This is a genomic window from Mycobacterium sp. IDUB_37 (genome assembly GCF_055419245.1).
This window is the reverse complement of sequence record NZ_JBVAXG010000007.1, coordinates 132,078-155,655: the sequence shown is the minus strand read 5'-3', so window position 1 is coordinate 155,655 and position 23,578 is coordinate 132,078. Positions and strand designations below refer to the sequence as shown.

The following is a 23,578-nucleotide window of genomic DNA, read 5'->3' as shown; positions in this document are numbered from 1 at the left end:
GGGCGCAGCGGGTCGCGACCATTGGACCGGAGCGATCGCAAGCGCGGCGTAGGCGGGCGCAGCGGGTCGCGACCATTGGACCGGAGCGATCGCAAGCGCGGCGTAGGCGGGCGCAGCGGGTCGCGACCATTGTGCGCTAACCAAGTTCCCACACCGCAGTGACCGAGAAGCTCACCGTCTGCTGACCCGGCTCCAGTGGGACCATCGAAGCGCGGGGCGCCGGTGCTGGTTGTGGGCCTGTCGTCGGCGTAGCGCCGGCTACCTCCGAGATGGACAGCACTTTGCCCAGATTGAGCCCGGACAGCTGGGCGTACTGCTGGGCGCGGCTCTTGGCGTCCTCGAAGGCGCGCGTCCGGGCGTCCTTGACCAACTGTGAGTCGTCGGCGATCGAGTAGTTGACCGAATTGATCCGGGTGGCGTCGCCGCCGGTGCTGGCGACCAGATCCAGGAGCCTGGACGCGGCATCGGTCGGGTGAATCTTGATCTCGATCGCGTCGTCGGCGCGGTAGCCGCCGATTCTCGCGGTTCCGGCAGGCTCCGGTGAACTGTATTGCGGCTGCAGGGTCACCTGGGTCGTGCGGATGTCCTTGCGGTCCAAGCCGGCGCCCACCAGCGCGTTGATCACGGCCTGTTGGCGGTCGTTGGTCTGGTTCATGGCGGTGGTGACGTCGCCGGCGCTGAATTCGATGGCGACGTGGGCGGTCAGGGTGTCCGGGACGCCCTGCACCTGCCCGGATCCCAACACGGTCACCTGGCGTGGATTGGCGCCGGAAGTCGGCGCCGGATTGTGGGAGTCGCAGGCCGACGAGACGCCTGCTGTGACCAGCGCCGCGGTGAGGAGGGCGAGCGACCGGCGGGAAGATCTATGGCTACGGCTGGCGATCGACATGGCTGGCACCCTAGCTCGCGGTTTCGATGAAGCGCTTTCAGTGCTGCGATGGCGAGTGTTAACCTTCTGTTCAATGTCGCCGGGTCCGCTGCCCGGAAGGTGTGACACACTCCGTGTGCCAGCAAAGACCTGCTAGGTGCCCATTTGGGCCTGCTCTCAGGTGGAATGCACCGAAATCTCACCATTTCTCCGCGCAACCTGCGCTGGTTGATTTTGCGCTTAGCAAGCACACTCATCGAACGCTAGACACCGGCCCTGTGTTGCATGTGAATGGGCTGGTCAGAGCCAAGTGTGGGCATTCGGAATCGTCGGCCCGACCGTATTCGAGCTCCAAGCCGGGAAATGGCCTGTTGTGGTGGACCAGCTCGACCGAGTTCCGGGGCGATTTCAGCGAATCCGCGTAAAGCCCTGTTGTGCAGTGATTTTGGTGGCAACGCAGTGCGTCCTGGTGGCGGCCGGCGTCAGCCGATCCCACTGGATCGGGAATTGTCACTCAGATCAATAAAAGGATTTCAACCGATTCGGGAAAACTCATATCAATTTCAAATCATATTTAAGTCATATATAACTCATATAAACACGGATTCGTCCTGGGGTTATAGCCCAGCAAATGAATAGTTACTTACTCAACAATGAACAGGCCGTAGGAACCTGGGATCACGCTGCTTGGCTGCCATAACGTTGCGACAGATCAGCTGGGGCGATAAGGCCGACGACGGTGTCGGGCGCTGAAAGCTGCTAATGCGGAACTCATCCAGGGAGGATTCTCATGTCGCTCGTGTATGCCGAGCCCGATGCACTGGCCGGGGCTTCGGAAGAGCTGGCGTCGATCAATGCCGCGATGGAGGCCGGAAACGCGGCCGCCGCCACCCCGACCACCGGGGTGATCCCGGCCGCCTCTGACTTGGTGTCTCAATTAACTGCAGCGCAGTTCGCGAGGCACGCCGAGCTGTACCAGCAGATCAGTGCGCAGGCCGCGGCGATCCACCAACAGATGGCGACCACGCTGGGGCTCAACGCTGCCTCGTACGCGACCACCGAGGCGTCCAACGCCAACGGCATCGGATAGCTGGAGAGAACCAATGGTGGATTTCGCTCAGTTACCGCCGGAAGTCAATTCGGCGCTGATGTACGCCGGACCGGGGTCGGGGCCGATGCTGGCCGCCGCCGCGGCCTGGGAAGCTCTGGCCGGCGACTTGCAGAGCACCTCGTCCGCGTGGCTGACGGTGCTGACCAGCCTGACCGACGGGCCTTGGCAGGGACCTTCGTCGGCGGCCATGGCGGCGTCGGTCACGCCGCAGATTGCCTGGCTGACCACGTCCAGCGAGCAAGCGCAACAGACCGCGGCGCAAGCCGTCGCGGCAGCGAGTGCCTTCGAGGCGGCTTTTGCCGCAACCGTGCCCCCGCCGGAGATCGCGGCCAACCGGTCGCTGTTGGCGGCGCTGCTGGCGACGAATTTCCTGGGCCAGAACACCGCTGCCATCGCGGCGACCGAGGCGCAGTATGCCGAGATGTGGGCGCAGGATGCGTCGGCGATGTACGGCTACTCGGGTGCATCCGCGCAGGCGGCGGCGGTGCCCGCATTCACTCCGCAGGCGGTCGCCGGCGGCATCAACGGTATCGGCGCCCAGGTCCACGCGACGGTGCAGGCCGTCAACGCCCAGATCGCCTCGACAGGTTTCTATGACATACCGAGAACGCTGTTGCGGTTGGCCGGCTTGACCAACGAAAACCCTGGGTTCAGCAATCCGCAGGCATTGCTCGGTCTCACCGGGACGACCTTCAATAGCAACGGTGACGGAGTCGTACTGAACGGCGTGATCGGCGACGTCATGGAGGGCATCACCGGCTCGCAGACGATCGACGGCAGCTCCGGTATGGACTCCTACATCCGGTTGGTTTCTCCGTTCCGACTCAGCACCACCGCCATGAAGGACATCGACGGCCTCTTCCACAGCGCGTTTCCCGCGTTCGGAAAGGCCGCTGAGGGTGCCGCGAAGGCCGCTGAGGGGGCCGCTGCCGGTATTGCGCCTACCTTCGGCAGTGGCTTGGGCAACGCCCTCGGCGGTATCACCGGAGCGGTGGGGAATGCGGCCAAGGTCGGGGCGGTCTCTGTTCCGGCTAGCTGGATCGCCACGCCGGCGGCGAACCCAATCAACGTGGCGCTGCACGGTGTCGCCGGTGCGGCCGCGCCAGAAGCGGCCACATCCGCGTTTGGCGGGATGCCGGTGATGCCCGGCGCCGGCGCCGGCCGCGGCGTGGCGAACTTCGCTGCCCCGCGGTACGGATTCAAGCCGATCATGGTCGTCCAGCCGCCCTCCGGCGGATAGCAGGCCCACGGGCTTCGGTAGTCATCAGTTGGCGCGGTCAGGCACACCGAACGTGTGCCGTCCGCGCCTTCTGTGTCGCTGGGCGCCTATCTGACCTCGGCGAGTTCGGCACCGGCCCGCCGCTCGACAAGCAACGGAACGAAATCCCGCACCGAACTCTGCTCGAACCGCTTCCACGCGTTCGCAACCGCGACAGAGATCTGGTCCTGCGAAAGATGCGTGTACTTGGTCCCTAGGCGCCGCTCGACGCGTGCGATCTGCAGGTCCTCATTGCCACCCACCACCGCAATAGCGTGTGTCACGAAACGCCGATCGTCAACTTCAGTTCAGCTGTGAGTTACCTGGACTTCCCATCTGTGCGGCGTGTCGTACATCGACCGAGAAAGGGCGCTCGATCAGCACCGGGTCTGACTGGTCCGATGGTCGCGACCCGCTGCGCCCGGCCCGATCTGATGGTGGCGACCCGCTACGCCCGGCTCGATCTGATGGTGGCGACCCGCTGCGCCCGGCTCGATCTGATGGTGGCGATCCGCTGCGCCCGGCTCGATCTGATGGTGGCGATCCGCTGCGCCCGGCTTCGCCGCGCTTGCGATCGCCACGGCCGCGCTTGCGATCGCCACGGCCGAGCTTGCGATCGCCACGGCCGAGCTTGCGATCGCGATTAGGGCGTCACCAGGATCTTGCAGTGCCGCCCGGGGTCCGCGAGGTCGTCAAAAGCTGCCCCGACTCCCTCAAATCCGACCTCGCCGGTGATCAGCGGGCCCACGTCAACGTCGCCCTCGGCGAGGGCTCTCAGTGAAGTGGTGAATTCCTCCATGTCGTAGGCCAGCGAGAACTGCACGTTGATCTCTTTGGCGATAGCAAAGAACGGGTGAATGGAATCCGGCTCCATGCAGACGCCGGCCACCACCAATCGCGTGCCTCTGCGGGCACGGCGCAGCACGTCGTCGATGAGGCCGGGCACCCCGACGGCCTCGAACACCACTTTTGCCTTCACGATGTCGAAGGGTGAATTTTGCGCGGGATCAACCGTCTGGTGGGCGCCCATCACGGCCGCCAGCTCGCGCCGCTTTGGTGAAAAATCAGCCGCCACAACATTTTCGACACCGTGCATCCGAAGTGCCGCGATGATGGCGACACCGATCGGGCCGCAGCCCAGCACCAGGGCCGCCTCGTCCTTCGCGATCCTGGATTTGTTCACCGCGTGCAATCCCACGGCCAGCGGTTCGGTGAGGGCGGCGTGCTTGAGGTCCAGGCCATTGGGGATGGGCAGCAACAGCGGTGCCGAGAGCAACATCCGTTCGGCGTACCCGCCCAATGTGGTGTTGCTGTAGACGATCTGCTCGACTCCCTTGTCCGACAGCAACACCGGCAGCGAGGTAACCAGCGTCCCCGGCGGGTGGGTCTCGGTGTCGGGCCCGGCCTCGAGGACCTCGGCGCTGAATTCGTGGCCCATGAAGATGTCGCGGCCCAGGTCGACGGCCATGCCACCATTGCCGCCCACCTGTCTCATCATCTCCAGCACCTGGCCACCATGGGCCGCGAAATGCAGGTCAGAACCACATATTCCGCAGGCGCGCACCGCGACCAGCACCTGTCCGGGACCGGGCACCGGGTCGGGCAGGTCGTCGCGGTAAATCATCCGTCCGTCGCGCAGCACCGACGCGCGCATCAGCCACTTGCCCCATCGTGTTCGCTGACATGTTGGGTGATGGCCTGCACGATTGCCTGACCGGCCCGGCCGATCAATTCGTCGCGCTTGTCCTTCGCCCATTCGTGCGATGCCCGCGGCGCTTCGAGCTGACCTTTGAAATGCGGAATCACCTTGCGGGCGAACAGGTCATAGGAGTGGAAGGTCGCCTGCGGCGATGCCCAGTCGTGGCCCAGTAACAGCAACGTCCCGAAACCACCGGACCGCTCCAGGAGATCCTCGATGTGCGCGATCGCATCCTCGGGAGTACCGATGCAGCAATTTCCTTTTGCCGCATAGTCTTCGACGAATTCCCGCGGGGACTGCGCGCCCTCGACCTCGTTGACCAGCGGCACGAACCCGGCGGCGCCGAAGTACTTAGCGAAATCGAGCAGTCCGTAAGTGCAGTCCTCGATCGCCTGTTCGCGGGTATCGGCGATGTGCATGATGCTCAAGACGCGCCAATCGGTGCGCTTGGGCTCCTCCCGGCCCGCCTTGGCCGCCTGTTCGCACACCACCTGCCAGGTGTTATCCAGGGCCGCGTAACCGCCGGGCACTGACATCGACAGCGAAAGCAGCGAAGTGCCCAGCGCGCCGGCCAGCCGTGGACCGGACGGAGAAATCATTGCCGCCGTTGATATCTCGGGATACGGCCAGGTGTATGGACGGATGTGCAATTGGGCATCGCGCAAGGTGAACCAGTCGGTGTGCCGATCGATGCGTTCCTCGGGCGCCGCGCGGAACAGCGCCAGGATCGCCTCGAGGGATTCCTGCATCATCCGCCGCTGGTCGATCGGGTCGATGCCCATCATGAATGCGTCCGACGGCAGCGCCCCGGGCCCGGTGCCGAACATGACGCGGCCCCGGGTCAGGTGGTCCAGCAGCACCCACCGGTCGGCGACCATCAACGGGTGGTGGTAGGGCAGCGAGACCACACCGGTGCCCAGTCGGATGTGTTTGGTCCGTTCCGCCGCCGCCGCGATGAAAACTTCCGGGCAGGAGATCAATTCGTAACCGCCCGAATGGTGTTCGCCGAACCAGGCCTCGTCGTAGCCGAGGCGGTCCAGCGCGACGACGCGTTCCATGTCGTATTCCAATGCCACCGTGGGGGATTGGCCGGTCGGGTGAAACGGCGTGATGAAAACGCCGAATCGCATTGGGGTGCTCACCATTCCACTCCTTTGAGGAATTGCAGCAAGGTCGAATTCACTTGGTCGGGCCGTTCCTGCTGCAGCCAGTGGCCGGCGCCGTCGATCATCACTTCCTGATACGGGCCGCTGACCACCTCAGCCGCCCGGTCTTTGCGAGTAAACGCCAACACCGGATCCGCCGACCCGCCGACGAACAGGCATGGCACCGTGATCTTGGCCGTGTCCAACCCGGGATCCAGCTCTGGCGTCGTCTCCCAGTTGCGGTCCATGTTGCGGTACCAATTCAGCCCGCCGGTGAATCCGGTCCGAGTGAATTCGCTTATGTAATGGTCAATCTCGTCCGGGCTGATCCAAGCGGGCAGTGCGTCGGGTTCGGGAAGCCGATCGATGAATCCTTCGGGTCCGGGCGCCACCATCCGCAATGCGGATTCCTGATCGCCCGTGAGCTGCAAGCTGCCCAGCATCCGGCGCATGGTGCGGGCGGGGTCACCGTTGAGTTCCGCGTCGGCAACACCGGGTTCCTGGAAATAGAGGATATAGAAGAAGTTGTCGCCGAACGTCCGGCGAAGCGCCACCGTCACCGGTCGCTTTGCGCGGGGCACCGGCGGAACGCTCAATGCGGCCACCGCAGCCACTCGATCAGGGTGCAGCAGCGCACCGTTCCACACCACCATCGCGCCCCAATCGTGGCCCACCCATGCCGCCCGCTGGGCCCCGACATCGTCGAGCAGGCCGACGATGTCGCCGGTTAACTGATGGATGTCGTAGGCCTCGATCGCTTCTGGGAGCGACGAGCCGCCATAGCCGCGCTGGTCGGGGGCCAACACGTGGTAGCCCGCGTCGACCAACGCCGGAATCTGGTGTCGCCACGAATAGGCGAGTTCGGGGAACCCGTGGCACAGCACCACCACCGGCGCTCCGCGGTCTCCGGCCTCGATCACCCGCAACCGCACACCGTTGGTGTCAACTAACCGTTCGGTTGGTGAACGCATCGTCTCACCAAAACACAACAGCTCGGGCCTTGAGAAGGGCCTGAGAAGGGGCCGCGCGCAGATATCGCCGGGATCCCGCGCACCATAGGTGTCATGCGGCTGGATCACTTGGTGCTTTGGACGAAGGATCCGCGGGTGGCGATGGATTTCTACTCGCGGGTGATCGGGCTCGCTCCGGTGCGCTTCGACGAGTTCGAGGCCGGCAAGGCACCTTTCCCCAGCGTGCGCGTCTCGCAGGAGTCGATCATCGACCTGATGCCGCAGGTGATGGCAACCGGTATCGGCGCGTTCGCGAAGGCCGACGGTAGCGCCGGCAATCCGGTCAACCACGTCTGCCTCGCGCTGTCGAAGTCCGAATTCGAGGAACTGGACCAGCGGCTGCAAGCCGAGGGTGTCGATACCAGCGCCCGAATGGTCCAGTCCTTCGGCGCGCAGGGCTTCGCCCCGGAGGCGTTCTACTTCGCTGACCCGGACGGCAATGTGGTCGAGGCCCGCTACTACGGGTGAGACGCCTCGGGAACTGCCGGTCGTCGTCATTCGTCGTTATCGAGGGAGGCGTTAGGACAGCTAGCGGTAGCCTGGACATTTGCAGCGGCGTTTATCGGAAGGGACCTGGCCGACTCGGCCGATGATTGATGAACCGTAAAAACGTGATCCGCACGATAACGGCGGTCGCCGTTCTGGTGCTGCTCGGCTGGTCGTTTTTCTACTTCAGCGATGACACCCGCGGTTACAAGTCTGTCGACACCTCGGTGGCGATGGCTCAGATCAACAGCGACAACGTCAAGAGCGCGCAGATCGACGACCGCGAACAGCAACTGCGATTGACCCTGAAGAAGGGCAACAACGACACCGAGAACTCCGACAAGGTCATCACCAAATTCCCGACCGGGTACGGCGTCGACCTGTTCAACGCTCTGAACGCCAAGAACGCCAAGATCGCGACAGTGGTGAACGAGGGCAGCCTGCTCGGCGAGCTGCTGGTCTACGTGCTGCCGCTGTTGCTGTTGGTGGGCCTGTTCGTCATGTTCTCCCGGATGCAGGGCGGCGCCCGGATGGGCTTCGGCTTCGGCAAGTCGCGCGCCAAACAGCTGTCCAAGGACATGCCCAAGACCACGTTCGCCGACGTCGCCGGTGTCGACGAGGCGGTCGAGGAGCTCTACGAGATCAAAGACTTCCTGCAAAATCCCACCCGCTACCAGGCGCTGGGCGCCAAGATCCCGAAGGGCGTATTGCTCTACGGCCCGCCCGGAACGGGCAAGACATTATTGGCCCGTGCGGTTGCGGGAGAAGCGGGCGTTCCCTTCTTCACCATCTCCGGCTCTGACTTCGTCGAGATGTTCGTCGGCGTTGGCGCCTCGCGGGTGCGCGACCTTTTTGAACAGGCAAAGCAGAACAGTCCCTGCATCATCTTCGTCGACGAGATCGACGCGGTGGGCCGGCAGCGCGGCGCCGGCCTCGGCGGCGGCCACGACGAACGTGAGCAGACCCTGAACCAGCTGTTGGTCGAAATGGACGGTTTCGGCGACCGCGCCGGCGTCATCCTGATCGCAGCCACCAACCGACCCGACATCCTGGACCCGGCCCTGCTGCGGCCGGGCCGGTTCGACCGGCAGATCCCGGTGTCCAACCCCGACCTGGCCGGTCGCCGGGCGGTCTTGCGGGTGCATTCCAAGGGCAAGCCGATCGCCGAGGACGCCGACCTCGACGGGCTGGCCAAGCGCACCGTCGGCATGACCGGCGCCGACCTGGCCAACGTGGTCAACGAGGCCGCGCTACTCACCGCGCGCGAGAACGGCACCGTCATCGCCGGCCCCGCGCTGGAAGAGGCCGTCGACCGGGTCATTGGCGGCCCGCGCCGCAAGGGCCGTCTCATCAGCGAGCTGGAGAAGAAGATCACCGCCTATCATGAGGGCGGGCACACCCTGGCCGCCTGGGCGATGCCGGATATCGACCCCGTGTACAAGGTGACGATCCTGGCTCGTGGCCGCACCGGCGGGCACGCGGTCGCGGTGCCCGAGGATGACAAGGGTTTGCGGACCCGCTCGGAGATGATTGCTCAGCTGGTGTTCGCGATGGGTGGACGCGCCGCTGAGGAACTGGTTTTCCGTGAGCCCACCACGGGTGCGGTCTCTGACATCGAGCAGGCCACCAAGATCGCACGCGCGATGGTCACCGAATACGGGATGAGTGCGCGGCTGGGAGCAGTGAAGTACGGCACGGAGCACGGTGACCCGTTCCTGGGTCGCACCATGGGCAATCAAGCCGACTACTCACACGAGGTCGCTCGCGACATCGACGATGAGGTTCGCAAGCTCATCGAAGCCGCGCACACCGAAGCGTGGGAGATCCTGACCGAGTACCGGGACGTTCTGGACACCTTGGCCGGCGAGTTGCTGGAGAAGGAGACCCTGCACCGGCCCGAGCTGCAGGCGATCTTCGGCGACGTCGAGAAGCGTCCGCGGCTCACTATGTTCGACGACTTCGGTGGCCGGATTCCGTCGGACAAGCCGCCGATCAAGACGCCCGGCGAACTGGCGATCGAGCGCGGCGAGCCGTGGCCCCAGCCCGTTCCCGAGCCGGCCTTCAAGGCCGCGATCGCGCGGGCGTCCAAGGCCGCCGAGGAGGCCAAGGGAGAGTCCAAAGGTAACGGCGCTAACGGTTCGCACGGCCCCACCCAGCCTGACTACGGCGCGCCGGACGACTGGCACGCCCCCGGTTGGCCGCCGTCGCAAGAGTCCAGCCGTCCGCAACCCTCACCAAGTATTCCCAGCCCGGATACCGACGAGTCCGAAACCGACGACACCTCCGCTGAGCGCGAAGAGGGTGTGACTCGGTCCAACCCGCCGGCTCACGGCTGAACCACGGAGGCTTTCGATGACGCAGCTGGATTCCAGAGAAACGCGCGCGCGGGTGTTCGACCAGCCCCGAGCCGAGGCTGCCGTTCGCGAGCTCCTCATCGCAGTCGGAGAGGACCCGGATCGAAATGGCTTACGGGACACACCTGCTCGTGTGGCGCGCGCCTACCGCGAGATATTCGCCGGTCTCTACACCGATCCGGACTCGGTGCTCAACACCATGTTCGACGAGGATCACAACGAACTGGTGATCGTCAAAGAGATTCCGATGTACTCAACCTGCGAACACCATCTGGTGTCCTTCCATGGTGTGGCCCATGTCGGCTACATCCCTGGTGTGGACGGCCGGGTCACCGGTCTGTCGAAAATCGCACGGCTGGTTGACCTTTACGCCAAGCGACCGCAGGTGCAGGAGCGGCTGACCAGCCAGATCGCCGACGCGCTGGTGCAGCGACTCAACCCACGCGGAGTAATCGTGGTGGTTGAGGCCGAACACTTGTGCATGGCGATGCGGGGCGTCCGCAAGCCCGGTGCGACCACGACAACGTCGGCGGTGCGGGGTCAGTTCAAGACCGATGCCGCCTCTCGAGCCGAAGCGCTCGACCTCATTCTGCGCAAGTGAGTTCTGCGCCCGTGCAGGTAATGGGGGTGCTCAACGTCACGGATGACTCGTTTTCGGACGGGGGCCGATACCTCGATGTCGATGGCGCTGTGCAGCACGGTCTGGCTATGGCCGCCCAAGGTGCGCACATCGTCGACGTCGGAGGCGAGTCGACCCGGCCCGGCGCCACGCGGGTGGAACCCGAAGTCGAGACGTCACGTGTGGTTCCCGTCGTCAAAGAGCTTGCTGCACAAGGTATTACCGTCAGTATCGACACCATGCATGCGCGGGTCGCGCGGGCCGCGCTGGAGAACGGTGCGCAGATCGTCAACGACGTGTCCGGTGGACGGGCCGACCCGGCCATGGCGCCTCTGGTAGTCGAGTTCGGAGCACCGTGGGTGCTGATGCATTGGCGGCCGGTATCGGCGGACAGTCCGCACCAGGTCCCGAACTATCGCGATGTGGTGACCGAAGTACGCGCCGACCTCCTCGCCAGTGTCGACGACGCGGTGGCCGCGGGCGTTGACCCCGCCAAGCTGGTGATCGACCCCGGACTGGGATTCGCCAAGACAGGACAACACAATTGGGTGCTGCTGCACGGATTGTCGGAGTTGGTGTCCGCCGGAGTTCCGGTGTTGATCGGCGCTTCCCGCAAACGGTTTCTCGGCACGCTGCTGGCCGGGTCGGACGGTGCGGCGCGCCCGCCGGCCGGGCGTGAGACGGCGACCGCGGTGATATCCGCGCTGGCTGCGGTCCATGGGGCCTGGGGCGTGCGGGTGCACGACGTGCGCGCGACGGTCGACGCCCTCAAAGTCGTCGACGCGTGGCAGGGCGCGGAAGGAGCCGAACTCGATGGCTGACCGAATCGAGTTGCGCGGTCTGCGAGTTCGCGGCCGGCATGGGGTGTTTGAACACGAGCGGATCAACGGCCAGGATTTCCTCGTCGACATCACCGTGTGGATCGATCTTGCCCACGCCGCAGCCAGCGACGATCTCGCTGACACGTACGACTACGGCGTTCTGGCCCAGCTGGCGGCAGACATCGTGGGTGGCACGCCACGGAACCTGATCGAAACGGTCGGTGCCGAAATCGCTGACGAAGTGATCAAGGACGAGCGCGTGCATGCCGTCGAGGTGGCCGTGCACAAGCCGCAGGCACCCATCCCGCAGACGTTCGACGACGTGGCGGTGGTCAGCCGAAGGTCACGTCGCGGCGGTCGAGGTTCGGTGATCCCGGCGAGCGGGCCGGTATGACCCGCGCCGGCGACGATGCCGAGCGAAGCGATGGGGAGGAGCGGCGCCGATGACTCGCGTCGTGTTGTCCATCGGGTCCAACCTGGGGAACCGTCTGGCCCAACTGCAATCGGTGGTCGACGGACTCGGGGACGCGGTAGTAGCACTGTCGAAGGTGTACGAGACGGATCCGTGGGGCGGCGTCGAGCAGGAATCGTTTCTCAACGCCGTGGTGATCGCCGACGATCCTTCCCGCGACGCTCACGGCTGGTTGCGCCGGGCTCAAGAACTCGAGCGGGCGGCACAACGAGTGCGCGACGTGCGTTGGGGCCCGCGCACTCTCGATGTCGACCTGGTGGCCTGCTACGCGGCAACAGGAGCCGCGCTAGGGGAGATTGTGTTCGAGGAGAGTGACCTCACGTTGCCGCACCCGCGGGCCCGGCTGCGGGCCTTTGTTCTGGTCCCGTGGCTGGATGCCGACCCGAACGCCGAGCTCACCCTCGCCGAGGGGCCGCGGTCCGTCGGCGAGGTGCTGGCCGAGCTGGGGCCCGACGAGCGCGCCGGTGTCCGCCCTACTTCGCTGTCCCTGGAACGCTGATGGGCCCCACCCGCAAACGTGACCTGACGGCCGTTGCCTTCGGCGCCGCGGTCGTCGGCTATCTGCTGATCAACGCCTGGTACCGCTGGTTTCCGCCGATCACGCTGTGGAGCGGGTTTTCGCTGCTGCTGGTCGCGATCGGCGAAGGGCTGTGGGCGCGATACGTCCGCACCAAGATCAACGACGGCGAGATCGGTGACGCGCCCGGTTGGCTACACCCGCTTGCCGTGGCCCGCAGCCTGGTGGTCGCCAAGGCGTCGGCCTGGATGGGCGCCCTGATGCTGGGCTGGTGGCTCGGAGTGCTGGTGTACTTCCTGCCGCGACGGTCGTGGATGCATGCTGCCGCCGAGGACACCTCCGGAGCGGTGGTTGCGGCCGTCAGCGCACTGGCGTTGGTCGTTGCTGCGTTGTGGCTGCAGCATTGCTGCAGGTCGCCGCAAGATCCGACCGATTACGGTGAGGGCGCGGAGAGTTAACGATAGTTAGCTCAGGTCGAGAATCGCCGGACCGGCGCGACACGCGGACTGACCACGCGCGGGTACAGTCACCCCATGACCGTTCTGTCCCGCGGCGCCCGTGTGCGGCGCGGCGGCCGCAGGCCGGGGTGGGTGCTCTTGACGACGTTGCTGGTCCTCGCAATCGGGGCCAGCTCCGCATTGGTTTTCACCGATCGCGTGGAACTCCTCAAGCTCGCTGTGATCCTGGCCTTGTGGGCCGCCGTTGCCGGCGCGTTCGTGTCGGTTGTCTATCGCAGGCAGGCGGAGGCTGACGAGGCGCGGACGCGGGATATGAAGCTTGTCTACGACCTCCAATTGGATCGTGAGATCTCGGCGCGCCGCGAATACGAACTCACCGTGGAGTCGCAGCTGCGGCGCGAACTGGCCGTCGAGATACGCGGCCAGGCCGCTGACGAGATCGCGGCGCTGCGGGCGGAGCTTGCCTCGCTGCGAACGAACCTGGAGATCCTCTTCGACACCGACCTCGAACAGCGCCCGGCGCTGGAGACGCCAAGCCGAGAGACTCCGCGGGCGTTACCGGACCGGTCGCAACGCAGCGCCCGAAACGGGGAGAGCCCGCCGGCCGACTGGGTGGCCAGTGACCGGGTCACCGCGGTGCGCCAAGACGACCAGGAGCGCGTTCGCGAGGACGAAGCCGCGATCATCGATGTGCCCGAGGAGCCGCTGTTGCCGCCGCGGCCACCCGCCCCGGTGCGAGAGCAGCCCGCGCCCGTGCAGCAGTACGCGCCCCCGCCGTCACCATCCTTCGAACGGCAATCGTTCGAGCCGCGGCACCGCCCGCCGGCACAGGCCCCGCCGCCGCCTTCCCAACCGTCCTGGCCGCAGCCGCCGGCAGCCTGGCAACCGCCGCCGCAACCTCAACAGCAACCGCCGCCACCACCACCGATGCCACGCGAACCGCAGCCAGAGCCGCGCGCGTCCGAATGGCAGCCCGCCCCTGCCGATGGGCAATGGTTGCCGGCCGGAACACCGGGCAGCCATTGGGCGCCGGCAGCGGCCCCGGTGCCGCCCGAGCAATCCGGGCGGCCGAGGCGCTACCGGGATTCGGATGCGGAAGGCGAGGCTGCGGCCGGTTTTGGCGCGGTCGACGCGCCAGCTCAGTACGGCGGCCGTCGGTCGCGGTCGCGACACTCGGCGGAATATCGCGACTACGGAGTTGGCCACCTCGCAGGCCCCGCAGATTCCGGGCCGGTAGCCGGCCCGCAGTCGGCCGAAACACCGCCTTCCTTTACTGAGCGACCGCCGGCCGAGCGCGCACCGGTGCCACCGCCCGCCCCACCGGAAATGCCCGCGCCGCGGCATCGCACCGCCGGGGAAGCGATGCCTGAGCTGGACGAGTCGGATCCGCCGAGCGGGGGCCAATCGTTCGCCGACCTGATGGCGAGGTTGGAAGTGCAACCGAGTGGCGGTGGGCGGCGGCGTCGTAGTGACGAGCCGGAGGAGCAGTCCAGTGGCGGTGGGCGGCGGCGTCGTAGTGACGAGCCGGAGGAGCAGTCCAGTGGCGGTGGGCGGCGGCGTCGTAATGACGAGCCGGAGGAGCAGTCCAGTGGCGGTGGGCGGCGGCGTCGTAATGACGAGCCGGAGGAGCAGCCCAGCGGCGGCGGACGGCGGCGTCGCAACGAAGAGCCGGACGACGAGCCCAACGCAGGCGGGCGGCGACGTCGGCGTGACGAGCTGGAAGAGCAGCCAAGTGGAGGCGGCAAGCGTCGCAGGCGTGACGGCTGACACGCTGCGCTCGGTTCGGCAAATCGACTACAGTCTCATTGGACCGTCCGGTACCCGGGATGTGGGACTGGAACGAACAAGAAATATGTGAGGTCGTCTGCGATGGTGCAGTTCGACGGTTTGCGCCCGGCCAGGCTCAAGGTGGGGATCATCTCCGCCGGTCGGGTTGGAACCGCGCTGGGGGTCGCGCTGGAACGCGCTGACCACGTAGTGGTGGCGTGTAGTGCAATTTCTCACGCCTCACTACAGCGCGCGCAGCGCCGGCTCCCTGATACCCCGGTGCTCTCGCCGACGGACGTTGCCGCCGGCGCCGAACTGCTGTTGCTGGCGGTAACCGACAGCGAACTCAGCGGGCTCGTATCTGGTCTGGCCGCCACTTCGTCGGTGCGCCCCGGCACGATCGTGGTCCACACGTCCGGTGCCAATGGAATCTCGGTGTTGGATCCGTTGACCCAACAAGGCTGCATACCGCTGGCGATTCACCCGGCTATGACGTTCACCGGCTCCGACGAGGACATTGCCCGGCTGCCCGACACTTGCTTCGGCGTCACCGCGGCCGACGAGATCGGCTACGCGATCGGCCAGTCGTTGGTGCTGGAAATGGGCGGCGAACCGTTCTGCGTGCGCGAGGATGCGCGGGTGCTCTACCACGCGGCACTGGCTCACGCCGCCAACCACCTGGTCACCGTGGTGGCCGACGCGCTCGAGGCGTTGCGTGCCGCGGTACGCGGCGATGAACTGCTCGGCCAGCAACTCGTCGACAACCAGCCGGGCGGGATTGCCGAACGCATCGTCGGACCGCTCGCCCGGGCTGCGCTGGAGAACACCCTGCTGCGCGGCCAGGCCGCCCTCACCGGGCCCGTGGCCCGCGGTGACGCGGCCGCGGTCGCCGGGCATTTGCGTGCGCTCGAGCAAGCCGACCCGCAACTCGCCCAGGCGTATCGGGTGAACGCGCTGCGGACCGCTCTGCGGGCGCACGCTCCGCAAGATGTGGTGGAGGTGCTGGCGGGTTGATCGGTAAGAAGGCGCCCGTCTTCAAACCGGGCCAACTCAATGTGTACTCCGAACCTCGGCGCATCACCGATGTCAGTCGCGCGCTGCGCCACACCGGCCGGCGAATCATGTTGGTGCCCACCATGGGAGCGCTGCACGACGGACACCTGACGTTGGTGCGCGCCGCCAAACGAGTGCCCGGCGCGGTGGTAGTAGTTTCGATCTTCGTCAATCCGTTGCAGTTCGGAGCCGGCGAGGATCTTGACGCTTACCCTCGCACTCTTGACGCTGATGTCGAGTTACTGCGTTCCGAGGGCGTCGAGGCGGTCTTCGCGCCAACCGCGGCGGCGATGTATCCGGACGGCATTCGGACCACCGTGCAGCCCGGACCGCTCGCCGGCGAACTCGAAGGCGCTTCGCGTCCAACGCATTTCGCCGGAATGTTGACGGTCGTGCTGAAGCTGATGCAGATCGTGCACCCCGACCGCATCTTCTTCGGCGAGAAGGACTATCAGCAATTGGTGCTGGTCCGGCAGATGGTCGCCGACCTGAATATCGACGTCGCGGTAGTCGGGGTGCCGACCATGCGCGAAGCCGACGGCTTGGCGATGTCGTCGCGCAATCGGTACCTCGACCCCGTGCAACGTGAAGTGGCCGTTGCGCTTTCGGCGGCACTGACAGCCGGGGCGCACGCGGCAACCTACGGTATCGACGCCACGCTGAACGCAGCGCGTGCGGTGCTCGACGCCACGCCCGGCCTGGTAGTCGACTACCTGCAGCTGCGCGGTACCGAACTCGGTCCGCTGCCCACCAACGGATCCGGTCGGCTCCTGATTGCGGCCCGACTCGGCACCACCAGACTCTTGGACAATGTTGCTATCCAAATCGGTAATCTCGCCGGCACCAACAACGGGCCGGACGGGCACGCCCAATCACATTGGAGGAACTGATGTTACGGACGATGTTGAAGTCGAAGATCCATCGGGCCACCGTCACGCAGGCCGACTTGCACTACGTCGGTTCGGTGACCATCGACGCCGACCTGATGGATGCCGCCGACCTGCTCGAAGGCGAACAGGTGACCATTGTCGACATCGACAACGGCGCCCGACTCGTCACCTACGCGATCACGGGTGAGCGCGGCACCGGCGTGATCGGAATCAACGGCGCCGCAGCGCATCTGGTGCATCCGGGCGATCTGGTGATTCTGATCGCTTACGGCACCATGGAGAACGCCGAGGCCCGTGCGTACCGGCCGCGGATCGTGTTCGTCGATGCCCAGAACAAGCAGATCGATCTCGGCCACGACCCGGCTTTCGTGCCTGACGGGGTAGAAGAGTTACTTGATCCGCGGATCGGCGTGCGGTAGCCGTGCTGCTGGCGATCGACGTCCGTAACACCCACACCGTCGTAGGTTTATTGTCCGGAGTCAAAGAGCACGCAAAAGTCGTGCAGCAGTGGCGGATACGCACCGAGTCGGAAGTCACTGCCGACGAACTCGCGCTCACCATCGACGGCTTGATCGGTGAGGATGCTGAGCGGCTCACCGGAGCGGTGGGCCTGTCCACGGTCCCGTCGGTGCTGCACGAGGTACGCGTCATGCTCGATCAGTACTGGCCCTCGGTTCCGCATGTGCTTATCGAACCGGGTGTGCGCACCGGTATTCCGTTACTGGTCGACAATCCGAAAGAGGTCGGTGCCGACCGAATCGTGAACTGTCTGGCGGCATTCAACAAGTTCGCGAAGGCCGCCATCGTCGTCGATTTTGGTTCGTCGATCTGTGTGGACGTGGTGTCGGCGAAGGGGGAATTCCTGGGCGGCGCCATCGCGCCCGGGGTACAGGTGTCGTCTGATGCCGCGGCAGCGCGTTCGGCGGCCCTGCGCCGGGTGGAACTGGCCCGGCCCCGGTCGGTGGTCGGCAAGAACACTGTCGAATGCATGCAGGCGGGTGCCGTATTCGGCTTCGCCGGACTGGTCGACGGCCTGGTCGGCCGGGTCCGCGACGACGTGAAGGGGTTCTCGGCAAGCGATGACGTCGCCGTGGTGGCAACCGGGCACACCGCACCACTGCTGCTGGCCGAACTGCACACCGTCGAACATTACGACCAGCATCTGACCCTGCAAGGTCTGCGGCTTGTCTTCGAACGCAACCAGGAAACCCAGCGGGGCCGGCTGAGGACTGCTCGTTAGGGCCGACGACGGTCATGAGACCGGCCGTGAAGGGCGCTGGGAGTTTATTTAAGTAAGCTGGCACGTCGTGACTGCTGCCGATCGCGACCTTGTCGAGGACCTTCCCGAGCAATTCCGGATTCGCCGGGATAAGCGTGCTCGGCTGTTGTCGGAAGGCCAAGACCCCTACCCGGTCGCCATTCAACGCACGCACACGCTGGCCGAGATCCGCGCTGCCTACCCTGACCTGCCGATCGACACCGCAACCGATGATGTTGCCGGTGTTGCGGGCCGCGTAGTGTTCGCGCGCAATACCGGAAAATTGTGTTTTGCGACACTGCAAGACGGCGACGGCACCCAATTGCAGGCAATGATCAGCCTCGACAGAGTCGGTCAGGATTCCCTCGATGCATGGAAGGCCGATGTCGACCTGGGCGACATCGTCTTTGTGCAGGGCACCGTGATCAGCTCGCGTCGAGGCGAACTGTCTGTGCTGGCCGATTCATGGCAGATGGCAGCGAAATCGCTTCGGCCGTTACCCGTCGCACACAAAGAGATGAGCGAGGAAGCGCGGGTTCGGCAGCGCTATGTCGACCTGATCGTCCGCCCGCAAGCCCGCACAATTGCGCGGCAGCGAATTTCCGTTATGCGGGCCCTGCGCAATGCTTTGGAGCGGCGCGGGTTCCTGGAAGTCGAGACGCCGATGTTGCAGACGCTGGCCGGAGGCGCCGCGGCTCGTCCGTTCGTCACCCATTCGAATGCGCTCGACATCGATCTTTTCCTGCGTATCGCACCGGAACTGTTCCTCAAGCGTTGCATCGTCGGCGGTTTCGACAAGGTCTTCGAGGTAAATCGGGTGTTCCGAAACGAAGGCACCGATTCCACCCATTCACCGGAATTTTCCATGCTGGAGACCTACCAGACCTACGGAACCTATGACGATTCAGCGGTCGTGACTAGGGAGCTTATTCAGGAGGTCGCCGACGAGGCGATCGGCACCAGAGAACTCCTGATGCCCGACGGCCGCATCTACGACATCGACGGAGAATGGACGACGTTGCAGATGTATTCCTCCCTGTCCGATGCCCTGGGAGAAGAGATCACACCGGAGACGTCCGTCGAACGCTTACAAGCTATCGCGGGCCAACTGGATGTAGAGATTCTTGACAAACGTGTTTTTGGTCACGGAAAACTCGTCGAGGAACTCTGGGAACACGCTGTGGGCAAGAAGCTGACTGCGCCCACATTTGTCAGGGATTTCCCAGTAGAGACGACTCCATTGACCCGTCAGCACCGCAGTATCCCCGGAGTAACGGAGAAGTGGGACCTTTACCTGCATGGTGTGGAGTTGGCCACCGGATACTCGGAATTGAACGATCCAGTGGTACAACGGGAGAGATTCGCTGATCAGGCCCGTGCCGCGGCTGCCGGCGATGACGAGGCTATGTTGCTTGATGAGGATTTTCTCGCCGCCCTGGAGTTCGGGATGCCACCGTGTACCGGAACGGGAATGGGTATCGATCGGTTGTTGATGTGTTTGACTGGGCTGTCAATTCGCGAGACTGTTTTGTTCCCGATTGTTCGGCCACACTCCAACTGAACTGCGCAAGTCGCGTCTCGGATTGAGTATTTGAGACTCCTGTGGCAGATTAGATCAACGGGGACTCAGTCTTAACATGATCTGTAACTGCTCAAGAAGAAACGCGAGGGTAATCCAATGGCGAAGAAAGTGACCGTCACCTTGGTCGACGATTTCGACGGCGCCGGCTCCGCCGACGAAACGGTTGAATTCGGGCTTGACGGGGTGAGCTATGAGATCGACCTTTCAAGTAAGAATGCGACGAAACTGCGTAACGACTTGAAGCAGTGGGTCGCGGCTGGGCGTCGAGTCGGCGGTCGCCGGCGCGGACGTTCCGGCACGGGCGGCCGTGGCCGCGGCGCCATCGACCGCGAGCAGAGTGCCGCGATTCGGGAATGGGCGCGGCGCAACGGCCACAATGTGTCGACTCGCGGCCGTATCCCGGCCGATGTCATCGACGCGTTCCACGCCGCTACTTAATTCTGGGGCGGCTCGCCGCGTGCGTCTGCGTCCAGACGCGGCGCCGTGCAGGGCCGCGGTTCTACCTACATAATTGATCCGGTGCCCGGGCACGACGCCTGGGCGCCGGATTTTATGCTTTTCGCTTGAGGCGAACTGATCGCCGCTCAACGCGGAAACACGCAGGGGTTTTTCCTCGTTAATGTGTTGCGTTATGCCGTCGCTGGGGGCCACGAGGTTAGGAACCCCGGCAGCCCGACCACTACAGTGGACGGCAGGTACGCGGGGTCGGCCCTGTGCCGGCAAATGACGGAGTACCGAATGGTGAGGGAGAGCAGGTAACCGGCGATGTTCGAACGATTTACCGACCGTGCCCGCAGGGTGGTCGTCTTGGCTCAAGAAGAGGCCAGGATGCTCAACCACAATTACATCGGGACCGAGCACATTCTGCTGGGTCTTATCCACGAAGGCGAAGGCGTCGCAGCCAAGTCGCTGGAGTCCCTGGGTATCTCGCTGGAAGGCGTGCGCAGCCAGGTCGAGGAGATAATCGGCCAAGGCCAGCAGGCGCCGTCTGGGCACATTCCCTTCACGCCGCGCGCCAAGAAGGTGCTCGAACTGAGCCTTCGGGAGGCACTGCAGCTCGGCCACAACTACATCGGGACTGAGCACATTCTGCTTGGCCTGATTCGCGAGGGTGAAGGTGTGGCCGCGCAGGTGCTGGTCAAGCTGGGCGCCGAATTGACCCGGGTGCGCCAGCAAGTGATTCAGTTGCTGTCCGGCTACCAGGGCAAAGAGGCCGCAGAAGCCGGTACCGGTGGTCGTGGAGGAGAGTCTGGCTCGCCTTCCACGTCGTTGGTGCTGGACCAGTTCGGCCGTAACCTGACCGCCGCCGCGATGGAAGGCAAGCTGGACCCTGTCATCGGCCGCGAAAAGGAAATCGAGCGGGTCATGCAGGTCCTCTCGCGTCGCACCAAGAACAACCCGGTGCTGATCGGCGAGCCCGGCGTCGGCAAGACTGCCGTCGTCGAGGGCCTGGCGCAGGCCATCGTGCATGGCGAGGTCCCCGAGACGCTCAAGGACAAGCAGCTCTACACGCTGGACCTGGGTTCGCTGGTGGCCGGCTCGCGCTACCGCGGTGACTTCGAAGAGCGCCTCAAGAAGGTGCTCAAGGAGATCAACACCCGCGGCGACATCATCCTGTTCATCGACGAGCTGCACACGCTCGTTGGTGCGGGTGCCGCCGAGGGTGCGATCGACGCGGCGAGCATCCTGAAGCCGAAGCTGGCCCGTGGCGAGCTGCAGACGATCGGTGCCACCACGCTCGATGAGTACCGCAAGTACATCGAGAAGGACGCCGCGCTGGAGCGCCGCTTCCAGCCGGTGCAGGTGGGCGAGCCGACGGTGGCGCACACTATCGAGATCCTCAAGGGTCTGCGGGACCGCTACGAGGCGCACCACCGCGTCTCGATCAGCGACTCCGCGATCGTCGCCGCCGCCACCCTGGCCGACCGCTACATCAACGACCGGTTCCTACCGGACAAGGCGATCGACCTGATCGACGAGGCCGGAGCACGGATGCGGATCCGCCGGATGACGGCGCCGCCAGACCTGCGTGAGTTCGACGAGAAAATCGCCGACGCGCGCCGGGAGAAGGAATCCGCGATCGACGCCCAGGACTTCGAGAAGGCCGCCAGTCTGCGCGACCGCGAGAAGACACTGGTCGCCCAACGGGCTGAGCGGGAAAAGCAGTGGCGCTCGGGCGACATGGACGTCGTCGCCGAGGTGGACGACAACGAGATCGCGGAGGTGCTGGGCAACTGGACCGGCATCCCGGTGTTCAAGCTGACCGAGGCCGAGACCACGCGGTTGCTGCGCATGGAGGACGAGCTGCACAAGCGGATCATCGGCCAGGTGGACGCCGTCAAGGCTGTCTCCAAGGCGATCCGACGTACTCGCGCCGGGTTGAAGGACCCTAAGCGTCCGTCCGGTTCGTTCATCTTCGCCGGCCCGTCCGGTGTCGGTAAGACCGAGCTGTCCAAGGCGCTGGCCAACTTCCTGTTCGGCGACGACGACGCGCTCATCCAGATCGACATGGGCGAGTTCCACGACCGCTTCACCGCTTCGCGGCTGTTCGGTGCCCCGCCTGGGTACGTCGGCTACGAGGAGGGCGGTCAGCTCACCGAGAAGGTGCGGCGCAAGCCGTTCTCGGTGGTGCTGTTCGACGAGATCGAGAAGGCGCACCAGGAGATCTACAACAGCCTGTTGCAGGTCCTCGAGGACGGTCGGCTTACCGACGGTCAGGGCCGCACGGTGGACTTCAAGAACACCGTGCTGATCTTCACGTCGAATTTGGGGACCTCTGACATCTCCAAGCCGGTGGGTCTGGGCTTCAGCCAGGGCGGTGGCGACAGTAACTACGAGCGGATGAAGCAGAAGGTCAACGACGAGCTGAAGAAACACTTCCGCCCGGAGTTCCTCAACCGCATCGACGACATCATCGTCTTCCACCAGCTGACTCGCGACGAGATCATCGAGATGGTCGACCTGATGATCAACCGTGTCGGCAACCAGCTCAGGACCAAGGACATGGCGATGGAGCTGTCCGACAAGGCCAAGGCGCTGCTGGCCAAGCGTGGGTTCGACCCCGTCCTGGGTGCACGTCCGCTGCGACGCACCATCCAGCGCGAGATCGAGGACCAGCTCTCGGAGAAGATCCTCTTCGACGAGATCGGTCCGGGCCAGATCGTCAAGGTCGACGTGGAGAACTGGGACGGCGAAAGTGCCGGCGATGACGCGGTCTTCACATTCGCCGGAAGCCGCAAGCCGCCGGCCGATACCGATCTGGCGCAAGCTGGCGCGGGTCCTGCAACGACGATCTAATGCGGCCTAGTACGAAGGCCTAGTAACGGCAACGGACGACCCGGGGGTGTTGACGCACTCCCGGGTCGTTCGTTTTGGCATGTCCAGACGACGGGTCCTGGCAGCGGGCGTGGTCGCTGCGGCGACGGTCGTGGGCCGGGTGCCGGCGTCGGGACGAACCGAGACCAACGCGGAGGTCATTTTGACCAGCAGCGATGCACTGCGTGTCGGCGCGGCGTTCCCAGATCCGCCGTTCAACGGGATGCCCGGCGACGCCGGCCTCGATATCGACCTGATGAACTCGATCGCCGGCGCCCTGGGTAGGACGGCCGAAATGATCGCCTTCGCGGGCGCCGACTTCAACGGCATCTTCGATGCGCTCGACGCCGGCGACTACGACTGTGTCACCGCGGGCACGACAATCACGCCGGCCCGTCAGAATCTGGCGGCCTTCGCCAAGCCGTATCTGGTTTCAGGCCAGTCGCTGGCCGTCGACACCGTCCGATTGCCCCACGTGCATTCCGTCGACGAACTGGCCGGGCTGACCATCGGCGTGCAGCAGGGGAACACCAGCCAGCCGATCGCGGACCGTCTCGTGGCGGACGGGAAGGCCGGCGCCGTGCGGGTGTACGACTACGGCGACATTCGCTCGGCGTTGACCGACCTGACCACCGGCGCCTGCGATGTCTTCATGAAACTGGCGCCGGTACTCACCGAGCTGGTGAAGCCGATTCCAAGCTTGGCAGTGGTACAGCGCACCGGCATCTCGGTGGAACGAATCGCGATCGCCGTCCCGAAGGGCAGCCAAGCCCTCCTCGCACAGTTAAACGCCGCTCAGAGCGCACTCGAGAGCGACGGAACGCTGCCGCGGCTGCGGCGGCAGTGGCTGGGCGACGACAGGCTGGACCAGAGCCGACCTGCGGCCTGAGCTGCA

23 protein-coding genes and 1 pseudogene are annotated in these 23,578 nt (G+C 65.0%); 19 read left to right on the top strand and 5 right to left on the bottom strand.

Annotation, left to right across the window (positions count from 1 at the left end):
- Positions 1–136 precede the first annotated feature (136 nt).
- Positions 137–889, bottom strand: coding sequence for an SIMPL domain-containing protein (locus ACZY1I_RS22705; RefSeq protein WP_463757492.1), 753 nt, complete (start codon positions 887–889; stop codon positions 137–139).
- Between the two features lie 769 nt (positions 890–1,658).
- Here ACZY1I_RS22705 and ACZY1I_RS22700 point away from each other — a divergent pair.
- A complete protein-coding gene (locus ACZY1I_RS22700; protein ID WP_463757490.1) occupies positions 1,659–1,958 on the top strand; it encodes a PE family protein in 300 nt (99 codons plus the stop codon).
- 13 nt (positions 1,959–1,971) lie between these two features.
- Positions 1,972–3,219 (top strand): PPE family protein, SVP subgroup, encoded by a 1,248-nt coding sequence (locus tag ACZY1I_RS22695; protein ID WP_463757488.1) that lies wholly within the window; start codon positions 1,972–1,974, stop codon positions 3,217–3,219.
- Between the two features lie 86 nt (positions 3,220–3,305).
- On the opposite strand, the gene ACZY1I_RS22690 is transcribed toward ACZY1I_RS22695, so the two are convergent.
- Positions 3,306–3,521 carry a three-helix bundle dimerization domain-containing protein gene (locus tag ACZY1I_RS22690; protein ID WP_463757486.1) on the bottom strand — a complete coding sequence of 72 codons (216 nt, stop codon included), beginning with the start codon at positions 3,519–3,521 and terminating at the stop codon, positions 3,306–3,308.
- 117 nt (positions 3,522–3,638) lie between these two features.
- Here ACZY1I_RS22690 and ACZY1I_RS22685 point away from each other — a divergent pair, with 117 nt between their 5' ends.
- Entirely contained in the window at positions 3,639–3,884 is a 246-nt protein-coding gene (locus ACZY1I_RS22685; RefSeq protein ID WP_463757484.1) for a hypothetical protein, read from the top strand.
- Here the strand turns inward: ACZY1I_RS22685 and ACZY1I_RS22680 are convergent.
- Genes ACZY1I_RS22680 through ACZY1I_RS22670 form a run of 3 tightly spaced genes read right to left on the bottom strand, consistent with a single transcriptional unit; the run spans position 3,881 to position 7,052 of the window.
- Positions 3,881–4,891, bottom strand: coding sequence for a zinc-binding dehydrogenase (locus ACZY1I_RS22680; protein WP_463757482.1), 1,011 nt, complete (start codon positions 4,889–4,891; stop codon positions 3,881–3,883). The two genes, ACZY1I_RS22685 and ACZY1I_RS22680, sit on opposite strands and share 4 nt — an antisense overlap.
- Positions 4,891–6,078, bottom strand: a complete 1,188-nt coding sequence (locus ACZY1I_RS22675; protein ID WP_463757480.1) for an LLM class flavin-dependent oxidoreductase — start codon at positions 6,076–6,078, stop codon at positions 4,891–4,893. Before ACZY1I_RS22675 ends, ACZY1I_RS22680 begins: the two co-directional genes overlap by 1 nt.
- Positions 6,075–7,052: an alpha/beta fold hydrolase gene (locus ACZY1I_RS22670; RefSeq protein WP_463757478.1), complete on the bottom strand. Its 978-nt coding sequence runs from the start codon at positions 7,050–7,052 to the stop codon at positions 6,075–6,077. Before ACZY1I_RS22670 ends, ACZY1I_RS22675 begins: the two co-directional genes overlap by 4 nt.
- 93 nt (positions 7,053–7,145) lie before the next feature.
- Between ACZY1I_RS22670 and ACZY1I_RS22665 the strand changes: the two genes are divergently transcribed.
- The 16 genes and pseudogenes from ACZY1I_RS22665 (at position 7,146) to ACZY1I_RS22590 (ending at position 23,572) form a co-directional block, all read left to right on the top strand.
- Positions 7,146–7,559, top strand: coding sequence for a VOC family protein (locus tag ACZY1I_RS22665; RefSeq protein ID WP_463757476.1), 414 nt, complete (start codon positions 7,146–7,148; stop codon positions 7,557–7,559).
- A gap of 128 nt (positions 7,560–7,687) precedes the next feature.
- Positions 7,688–9,913 (top strand): ATP-dependent zinc metalloprotease FtsH, encoded by a 2,226-nt coding sequence (gene ftsH, locus ACZY1I_RS22660; RefSeq protein WP_463757474.1) that lies wholly within the window; start codon positions 7,688–7,690, stop codon positions 9,911–9,913.
- Between the two features lie 16 nt (positions 9,914–9,929).
- Positions 9,930–10,532 carry a GTP cyclohydrolase I FolE gene (gene folE, locus ACZY1I_RS22655; RefSeq protein ID WP_463757471.1) on the top strand — a complete coding sequence of 201 codons (603 nt, stop codon included), beginning with the start codon at positions 9,930–9,932 and terminating at the stop codon, positions 10,530–10,532.
- The gene (gene folP, locus ACZY1I_RS22650; protein WP_463757467.1) at positions 10,529–11,371 is read left to right on the top strand and encodes a dihydropteroate synthase; all 843 of its coding nucleotides are present in this window, start codon (positions 10,529–10,531) and stop codon (positions 11,369–11,371) included. The genes folE and folP overlap by 4 nt, the downstream gene beginning before the upstream one ends.
- A complete protein-coding gene (folB, locus tag ACZY1I_RS22645) occupies positions 11,364–11,765 on the top strand; it encodes a dihydroneopterin aldolase (RefSeq protein WP_463757464.1) in 402 nt (133 codons plus the stop codon). Before folP ends, folB begins: the two co-directional genes overlap by 8 nt.
- Positions 11,766–11,814: 49 nt before the next feature.
- Positions 11,815–12,342: a 2-amino-4-hydroxy-6-hydroxymethyldihydropteridine diphosphokinase gene (folK, locus tag ACZY1I_RS22640; protein WP_463757460.1), complete on the top strand. Its 528-nt coding sequence runs from the start codon at positions 11,815–11,817 to the stop codon at positions 12,340–12,342.
- Complete coding sequence (locus ACZY1I_RS22635; RefSeq protein ID WP_463757457.1) at positions 12,342–12,818, top strand: DUF3180 domain-containing protein; 477 nt, start codon at positions 12,342–12,344, stop codon at positions 12,816–12,818. The genes folK and ACZY1I_RS22635 overlap by 1 nt, the downstream gene beginning before the upstream one ends.
- Positions 12,819–12,893: 75 nt before the next feature.
- Positions 12,894–14,012, top strand: a pseudogene (locus ACZY1I_RS22630) (DUF6779 domain-containing protein); the annotation flags it as partial.
- Positions 14,013–14,687: 675 nt separating this feature from the next.
- Complete coding sequence (locus ACZY1I_RS22625) at positions 14,688–15,599, top strand: Rossmann-like and DUF2520 domain-containing protein (protein WP_463757454.1); 912 nt, start codon at positions 14,688–14,690, stop codon at positions 15,597–15,599.
- Complete coding sequence (panC, locus tag ACZY1I_RS22620) at positions 15,596–16,528, top strand: pantoate--beta-alanine ligase (protein WP_463757450.1); 933 nt, start codon at positions 15,596–15,598, stop codon at positions 16,526–16,528. Before ACZY1I_RS22625 ends, panC begins: the two co-directional genes overlap by 4 nt.
- Entirely contained in the window at positions 16,528–16,947 is a 420-nt protein-coding gene (panD, locus tag ACZY1I_RS22615; RefSeq protein WP_463757448.1) for an aspartate 1-decarboxylase, read from the top strand. Before panC ends, panD begins: the two co-directional genes overlap by 1 nt.
- Positions 16,948–16,949: 2 nt before the next feature.
- Positions 16,950–17,768, top strand: a complete 819-nt coding sequence (locus ACZY1I_RS22610) for a type III pantothenate kinase (protein ID WP_463757446.1) — start codon at positions 16,950–16,952, stop codon at positions 17,766–17,768.
- A gap of 67 nt (positions 17,769–17,835) precedes the next feature.
- The gene (gene lysS / locus ACZY1I_RS22605) at positions 17,836–19,347 is read left to right on the top strand and encodes a lysine--tRNA ligase (RefSeq protein ID WP_463757442.1); all 1,512 of its coding nucleotides are present in this window, start codon (positions 17,836–17,838) and stop codon (positions 19,345–19,347) included.
- 117 nt (positions 19,348–19,464) lie between these two features.
- Complete coding sequence (gene lsr2 / locus ACZY1I_RS22600) at positions 19,465–19,806, top strand: histone-like nucleoid-structuring protein Lsr2 (protein ID WP_463757440.1); 342 nt, start codon at positions 19,465–19,467, stop codon at positions 19,804–19,806.
- Between the two features lie 327 nt (positions 19,807–20,133).
- Positions 20,134–22,665: an ATP-dependent protease ATP-binding subunit ClpC gene (gene clpC1, locus ACZY1I_RS22595; RefSeq protein WP_463757438.1), complete on the top strand. Its 2,532-nt coding sequence runs from the start codon at positions 20,134–20,136 to the stop codon at positions 22,663–22,665.
- A gap of 79 nt (positions 22,666–22,744) precedes the next feature.
- Positions 22,745–23,572, top strand: a complete 828-nt coding sequence (locus ACZY1I_RS22590) for an ABC transporter substrate-binding protein (protein ID WP_463757436.1) — start codon at positions 22,745–22,747, stop codon at positions 23,570–23,572.
- The last annotated feature ends 6 nt before the right edge of the window (positions 23,573–23,578 follow it).